8 protein-coding genes are annotated in these 7099 nt (G+C 63.7%); 1 reads left to right on the top strand and 7 read right to left on the bottom strand.

The window, feature by feature from the left end; all coding sequences use genetic code 11:
• Positions 1 to 58: 58 nt before the first annotated feature.
• The 3 genes from HX855_RS13985 to arsC are packed head-to-tail and all read right to left on the bottom strand — an operon-like array spanning position 59 to position 1426.
• Positions 59 to 478 (bottom strand): DUF2069 domain-containing protein, encoded by a 420-nt coding sequence (locus HX855_RS13985; protein ID WP_177083756.1) that lies wholly within the window; start codon positions 476 to 478, stop codon positions 59 to 61.
• Positions 462 to 1076 (bottom strand): NAD(P)H:quinone oxidoreductase, encoded by a 615-nt coding sequence (wrbA, locus tag HX855_RS13980; protein ID WP_177083758.1) that lies wholly within the window; start codon positions 1074 to 1076, stop codon positions 462 to 464. Before wrbA ends, HX855_RS13985 begins: the two co-directional genes overlap by 17 nt.
• Positions 1073 to 1426 carry an arsenate reductase (glutaredoxin) gene (gene arsC / locus HX855_RS13975; protein ID WP_177083760.1) on the bottom strand — a complete coding sequence of 118 codons (354 nt, stop codon included), beginning with the start codon at positions 1424 to 1426 and terminating at the stop codon, positions 1073 to 1075. Before arsC ends, wrbA begins: the two co-directional genes overlap by 4 nt.
• Before the next feature lie 115 nt (positions 1427 to 1541).
• Between arsC and HX855_RS13970 the strand changes: the two genes are divergently transcribed.
• Positions 1542 to 2003 carry a TlpA disulfide reductase family protein gene (locus HX855_RS13970; RefSeq protein WP_177083762.1) on the top strand — a complete coding sequence of 154 codons (462 nt, stop codon included), beginning with the start codon at positions 1542 to 1544 and terminating at the stop codon, positions 2001 to 2003.
• Between the two features lie 128 nt (positions 2004 to 2131).
• On the opposite strand, the gene HX855_RS13965 is transcribed toward HX855_RS13970, so the two are convergent.
• From HX855_RS13965 to HX855_RS13950, 4 genes are all read right to left on the bottom strand, one after another.
• The gene (locus HX855_RS13965) at positions 2132 to 2536 is read right to left on the bottom strand and encodes an META domain-containing protein (RefSeq protein ID WP_177083764.1); all 405 of its coding nucleotides are present in this window, start codon (positions 2534 to 2536) and stop codon (positions 2132 to 2134) included.
• On the bottom strand, positions 2533 to 2973 hold the full coding sequence (locus HX855_RS13960; protein WP_177083766.1) for a hypothetical protein: 441 nt from the start codon (positions 2971 to 2973) through the stop codon (positions 2533 to 2535). Before HX855_RS13960 ends, HX855_RS13965 begins: the two co-directional genes overlap by 4 nt.
• 71 nt (positions 2974 to 3044) lie before the next feature.
• Positions 3045 to 4034 (bottom strand): 2-hydroxyacid dehydrogenase, encoded by a 990-nt coding sequence (locus HX855_RS13955; protein ID WP_177083767.1) that lies wholly within the window; start codon positions 4032 to 4034, stop codon positions 3045 to 3047.
• Between the two features lie 212 nt (positions 4035 to 4246).
• Positions 4247 to 7000 (bottom strand): response regulator, encoded by a 2754-nt coding sequence (locus HX855_RS13950; protein ID WP_177083769.1) that lies wholly within the window; start codon positions 6998 to 7000, stop codon positions 4247 to 4249.
• Positions 7001 to 7099: the final 99 nt, after the last annotated feature.

The following is a 7099-nucleotide window of genomic DNA, read 5'->3' as shown; positions in this document are numbered from 1 at the left end:
CCTCGCCACAGCAAGCTCCCCAGCCACATTGATTGCGGCTTTGCCTGAAGAAATGCATTCAAGCAGGCAAACCTTCCCCCGCCAACCGCCGATTCAACTGGTGGCGGTACCGCACATACATCAACGCCGTGCAGAACACCGCCAGGCTCGCGAGCATTTCCAGCACGCCAAACCACTGCCGGTTCGGGTCGTACGCCGCCAGCGCGCCTTTGATGAAGTACAGATTCACCACAAAGCACATCCACGAATGCCCGCGCGCGCTGCCCAGGATCATGCCCGGTGCCAGCAACAGCAGCGGCACCAACTCGATCAGCAGAATCACCCATGGCCGCGCGCCGTGCAGGTCGGCGAATACCAGGTAGTACGCGCACAGCAACCCCACCAACCCCAAAAACGCCAGCAGGCTTAACGCCCGCGTCACGTTGACCCGCGGCTCCAGCCACGCCTGGGGCGGCAGTACCTTAGGCTTCCGGGCCACGGCCGTTCTCCAGGAGCGCGGCGGTTTTCGCCAGGCGCAGGCCGAGGGCGCGGCACAGGGCGATCTCATGTTGATCCAGGGCACGCTTGCCGTCGGCACCGGAATGGTGGCTGGCGCCGTAGGGCGTACCGCCGCCTTTGGTGTCCAGCAGCGCCTGTTCGCTGTAGGGCAGGCCGGTGATCAGCATGCCGTGGTGCAGCAGCGGCAGCAGCATCGACATCAGGGTGGTTTCCTGGCCGCCGTGCAGGCTGGCGGTGGAGGTGAACACGCCCGCCGGCTTGCCCACCAGGGCACCGGTCAGCCACAGGTTGCTGGTGCCGTCGAGAAAGTACTTGAGCGGCGCAGCCATGTTGCCGAAACGGGTCGGGCTGCCCAGGGCCAGGCCCGAGCAGTGCTTCAGGTCGTCGAGGCTGCAGTACAGCGGGCCATCGACCGGAATGCTCGGCGCCACGGCTTCGCACTCGCTGGAGATGGCCGGGACGGTACGCAACCGCGCCTCAAGCCCTGCTTGCTCGACGCCTCGGGCAATCTGCCGGGCCATTTCGCTGACCGAGCCGTTTCGGCTGTAATACAACACCAGCACATACGGCGCACTCACGAAACCAGCTCCAGGATATTCTCGGGCGGGCGGCCGATTACGGCCTTGTCGGCGGTTGCGAGGATCGGGCGCTCCATCAGTTTAGGATGAGCGGCGATGGCGGCAATCAACTGCGCCTCGCTGAGGCTGGCGTCGGCCAGGTTGAGGGTTTTGTATTCGTCTTCGCCGGTACGCAGCAGTTGCCGAGCGCTGATCGCAAGCTTGCCCAGCAAGGCCTGCAATTGCGCGGCGTCGAGCGGGGTTTCCAGGTAGCGCACCACGTTGGGTGTGAGGCCACGGGCTTCCAGCAGTTCGAGCGCACCGCGGGATTTCGAGCAGCGCGGGTTGTGATAAAGCGTCAGATCGGTCATGTGCGGGTCGCATCTTGCGTAAGGTGGCGGGTATTCTACCCGCGCTGCGCCACGTCCTTAAACCATGAGAGGCGATAGGCCGCAGCCAACGTTCATTTTTGCGAAGGATTACCCCATGACGAGGCGACTGTTAGGCGCATTGGCAATCATCGGCACGCTGCTGCTCAGCGGCTGTGGCAATGATTATGGCGTTGACCAATACGGTCAGAAAGTGGCCGCCGAACGCCTGGACAAGCAATGGCTGGTGGTTAACTACTGGGCCGAGTGGTGTGGCCCGTGCCGTACCGAAATTCCCGAACTCAACGCCTTGGCCGAACAGCTCAAGGGCCAGTCGGTGGGGGTGTTCGGCGTTAACTTCGACAACGCCCAGGGTGAAGAACTCAAAAGCGCCAGCGAGAAACTGGGTATCAAGTTCACCGTATTGGCGCAGAACCCGGACGGGATCTTCGACATTCCTCGCAGCGAAGCCTTGCCGGTGACGTACATCATCGATGACAAGGGCAAGGTGCGCGAGCAACTGATGGGCGAGCAGACGGCCGAGGGTGTGTTGGCCAAGCTCAAGGCGTTGCGCGGTTAAAAAATGTGGGAGCGGGCTTGCTCGCGAATGCGGTGGATCAGTCGATGTATCTGGTGACTGTCACACCGCCTTCGCGAGCAAGCCCGCTCCCACATTTGGATCTGTTTTGCCTTAAAGATCGTGCTTGATCAGCCTTCTTCCAGCCACAACCGCAGCGGTTTGCCGTCAGCCGGCCAGAAACGGGTCTGTTCGATCGGCGAGATGTCCCAGCGTTGCACGCCTTGCAGGGCCTGGAAGAAGCGGTGTTCCTGCTCCATCAACGCCTCGGCGCAGAGCTTGCGGGTGCTGCCGACCTTGCCAAAGCTGAGCTTGTCGCCGTCCAGGGTGTACGGCGCGAACCAATGGTTGCAGCCACCGTTGCCGTAGGCCCGGCCATCGGCGCCGAGGGTTACGGTCAGGTGCGCGTAATCCATCAATGGCCGCTCACCGATCCATTCCACCACGTAGCTGTGATCCTGCTTGAGCTTGACCTCATCGCTGGCGCAGCCCGCAAGGCCTGCGCCCAGCACGGCCAGCATCAGCGCGGCTCTCATTGCGCGGCCTTCTGGCATTTCGGGCAACGGTGCTTGTCGCCCAGGGTGGCCCAGCCCAACTCGGTGACCCGGGCCGTGGCGGCCGGTTGCAGCGGCTCTTTGCTCAGCTTGGTTTCCACCGCGAATTCAAAGTCCAGCACGTTGTCGCAGCTGTCGCAGTTGACCTTCCAGGTGTGAATCTCCAGTTCGCCGAACTTCGGCCCCTGGGCCATGGCGACCCACTGGCCCGCCGGGCGGATGGAGTAGCGCGCATCGCCTTCGACGGTCAGGCGCATCGACAGGGTTTTACTGCCGCGCAGGGTGACGATCAAAACGTCGCCGTTCTTGATCGAACCACCGTTGCCGGTGACTTGATAACGGCCCGGCACCAGGGCGCGGCATTCGATCAGGGTGTGTTGCGGGCTCAGCAAGCTGAAGCGGAAATCGTGTTCGGCCATGGATCCTCCAAATAGGCGCGGCATCCTATCACGGGCCGCCCTCCATCATGGCGCGGCTATGTGACCGCTGATCATCCTTCGACGAGGTTGTGCGCCTGCCCATCCACCCACGCCGCAATGTTGGCCAGGGTGGTGCCGGCAATCGCCCCCAGCGCCTCGCGGGTCAGGAAGGCCTGGTGCGCGGTGATGATCACGTTGGGGAAGGTCAGCAGGCGTGCCAGTACGTCGTCTTGCAGGGGCAAGTCCGAGCGGTCCTCAAAGAACAACTGGGCCTCTTCTTCGTACACATCCAGGCCCAGATAGCCCAGTTGGCCGTCCTTGAGCGCGTCGATCAGTGCCGGGGTGTCCACCAAACCGCCGCGCCCGGTATTGATCAGCATCGCGCCGGGCTGCATATGGGCCAGGCTTCGGGCGTTGATCAAATGTTTGCTGTCCGCCGTCAGCGGGCAGTGCAGGCTGATGATCTGCGCTTCGCCGAGCAACTGCGGCAGGCTCACGTAGCGCGCACCGAGGGCCTCGACCTGCGGGTTGGGGTAGGGGTCGTACGCCAGCAACTGGCAGCCGAACCCGGCCATGATCTTGGCGAACGTGGCGCCGATCTGCCCGGTGCCGACCACGCCGACGGTCTTGCCCACCAGGTCGAAGCCGGTCAGGCCATGCAGGCTGAAGTCGCCGTCGCGGGTGCGATTGTAGGCACGGTGCAGGCGGCGATTGAGGGCCAGGATCAGCGCGACGGCATGTTCGGCCACTGCATGGGGCGAGTAGGCCGGCACCCGCACGATGGTCAGGCCCAGGCGTTTGGCGGCGGGCAAGTCGACATGGTTGTAGCCGGCCGAGCGCAGGGCAATCAGGCGGGTGCCGCCCTTGGCCAGTTGCTCCAGCACCGGGGCGCTGAGGTCGTCATTGATAAAGGCGCAGACCACTTCGTGGTGTTCGGCCAGGGCCGCGGTGTCGAGGTTCAGCCGTGCCGGTTGGAATTGCAGTTGCAGGCCTGCGGGCAATGGCTGGGCGAGAAAGCTCTCGCGGTCGTAGGCCTGGCTGCTGAAGAGGAGGATGCGCATCAAATAGTCCTTCTTGATGATGGAAAGTTGCCTTTGTGGCGAGGGGGCTTGTCTGTGGGGAGGGAGCTTGCTGTGGCGAGGGAGCTTGCTCCCGCTGGAGTGCGAAGCGCTCCCAGGATTTTGGGGCCGCTGCGCAGCCCAGCGGGAGCAAGCTCCCTCGCCACAGCAAGCTCCCTCGCCACAGCAGCTCCTCGCCACATTACCCCAAAAGTTTACGCGCTGACCCGCGCCTCGCTGGCCAGCCGTGCAATCGCCATGTCCAGTTCATCCAGGGCCGGCATGGCCTTGGCGTCGTCCTGTTTGAGCAAGGTCTCGGCCCGTTGGCAGGCCGCGCGCAGTTGGGGTACGCCGCAATAGCGGGTGGCGCCGTGCAGGCGGTGAACCCGCTCGATCAGGGCGTTGCGGTCGTTGGCGTCACGGGCGACGCGAATCGCTTCACGGTCGGCCTCCAGCGAGGCCAGCAGCATCGCCAGCATGTCGGCTGCCAAGTCTGCCTTGCCGGCGGCCAGGCGCAAGCCTTCTTCGTGGTCCAGCACAGGCAATTGCGTGGCCTGCCCAAAGTTTTCGGTACCGCGTTCCGGGCCTTGATTGCGCAGGGCCAGCCCGGTCCATTTCAACACCACCTGGGCCAGTTGCCGTTCGCTGATGGGTTTGGTCAGGTAGTCATCCATGCCGCTTTGCAGCAGGGCGCGTTTTTCGTTGGCCATCGCATGGGCCGTCAGCGCGACAATAGGCAGTGGCGTGCCGTGGCGTTCGCTTTCCCAGGCGCGAATCGCCTCGGTGCTTTGCCGCCCGTCCATGCCGGGCATTTGCACGTCCATCAGCACCAGGTCGAAGGCTTCCAGTTTCACCGCTTCGATGGCCGAGTAACCGCTCTCCACCGCCTGGACCTTGGCGCCCATGTCTTCCAGCAGGGTTTGCACCAGCAGCAGGTTGGCCGGGTTGTCGTCGACACACAGCACCCGTGGCGCGCGGCTGGACAGCGGCTCGCCGGGTTCGCTGCGCAGCGGGCGCGGGCTGATCAGGTCGGCCAGGGCGCGGCGCAGTTTGCGTGTGCAGGCGGGTTTGGCCTGCAACTGGCTGTTGGGGTTGGGCACCGACGGGTTGAACAGCAGCTGTTCGGTGGTGGGGCACAGCACCAGCACCTTGCAGCCCAGGTGTTCGAGGTCCCACAGGTGCTGGTTCAAGCGCTCCGGCGGGATGTCGTTGGCGGTGATGCCCAGTACGGCCAGGTCAATGGCCTGTTCGGTCTGGTGGGCGCTGGTGATGCCGTTGGTCAGGCTCTCCAGGCTGTTGAACGGGGTGACTTCCAGGCCGCAATCTTCCAGTTGATGTTGCAGGGCCTGGCGCGCCAGCTCGTGGTTTTCCAGCACGGCGACGCGCCGGCCCAGCAGCGGCGGGGAGGGCAGGTCTTCGATATCGTCACGGGTTTTGGGCAGGTTCAGGCTGATCCAGAATTCCGAGCCTTCACCCGGTGTGCTGTCGACGCCAATCTCACCGCCCATCTGTTCGATCAGACGCTTGGAAATCACCAGCCCCAGGCCGGTGCCGCCAGGTTGCCGCGACAGCGAATTGTCCGCCTGGCTGAATGCCTGGAACAACGCCCGCACGTCCTGGTTGGACAGGCCGATGCCGGTGTCCTGCACGCTGATGCGCAGTTGCACGCTGTCTTCCTGTTCGTCTTCCAGCATGGCGCGGGCAACGATAGTGCCTTCGCGGGTGAACTTGATCGCGTTGCTCACCAGGTTCGTGAGGATCTGCTTGAGCCGCAGCGGGTCGCCCACCAGTGACAGCGGTGTGTCGCGGTAGACCAGGCTCACCAGCTCCAGCTGTTTGGCGTGGGCGGCCGGGGCGAGGATGGTCAGGGTGTCTTGCAGCAGGTCCCGCAGGTTGAACGGGATGCTGTCGAGCACCAGCTTGCCGGCCTCGATTTTCGAGAAGTCGAGGATTTCGTTGATGATGCCCAGCAGGTTGTCGGCGGATTTTTCGATGGTGCCCAGGTAGTCCAACTGACGAGGCGACAGCTCGCTTTTCTGCAACAAGTGGGTGAAACCGAGGATGCCGTTCAGCGGCGTGCGGATTTCATGGCTCATGTTGGCCAGGAACTCCGACTTGATGCGGCTGGCCTCCAGCGCTTCCTTACGGGCCAGGTCCAGCTCGATGTTCTGGATTTCAATGGTTTCCAGGTTTTGCCGCACGTCTTCGGTGGCTTGGTCGATGCTGTGTTGCAATTCTTCCTGGGCGTTTTGCAGGGTCTCGGCCATGCGGTTGATGCCCGAGGCCAGGTGGTCCAGTTCCTGGCTGCCCAGTGGTGGCAGGCGGGTTTCCAGGTTGCCGTCCTTGAGTTGCGCCACGGCCTGCTTGATCAGGCCAATGGGTGAGTTGATGGTGCGGCTGATGCGCAAGGCCAGGGCCGCGGTGCAGATCAGGCCGATGGCGATCAGCAGCAGGCTGGCGAACAGGCTGCGGTAGCCACGCAGCAACATGCCGTTGTGGGACAGCTCCAACTCTACCCAGCCCAGCAGGCGGTCGGATTCATCCGGGATCAGTTCACCGGCGAGGTTGCGATGGCGGCCGAACACCGGCAGCAGGTAGCGGGTCGCGTCGTTGCCGGTGCGCTGCAACAGGTGCGAGCTGTTGCCGATCGGCGCCTGATTGAGCATGGTCGGGCCGGCGTGGGCCAGGGGCGTGCGGTCGGGGCCGAGGAACGACACGGCGCGCACGTCGGTTTGCTCCAGGGATTGGGTAGCGATGCGTTCCAGCAGGTCGGTGTTCCGGGTGGCCAGGGCCGGGGCCACCAGCGGTGCCAGTTGCTCGGCGATCATCTCACCCCGTTGCAGCAACTGCGTCTGCAATTCTGAAAGCTGCATCCAGGTGAAATAGCCGCCCAGCAGCAACGCCATCAGGCTGGTAGGCAACAAGGTCAGCAACAGTACGCGGCCTTTTATCCCCATTCTTCTAAGCACGCCACTCTCCTGCTACCACACTGTTGTAGAAATTCCACGCAGGCATCCGGCCCGCGCCACCTGCGCAGTGTAGCCATTTGCGCGGGATGGAATCTCGCA

Origin of the sequence: Pseudomonas sp. IPO3778, from assembly GCF_013386825.1 — a bacterium.
Taxonomy (GTDB): Bacteria; Pseudomonadota; Gammaproteobacteria; order Pseudomonadales; family Pseudomonadaceae; genus Aquipseudomonas.
The sequence above is the reverse complement of the archived record's forward strand: the minus strand, read 5'-3'. Positions and strand labels throughout refer to the sequence as shown.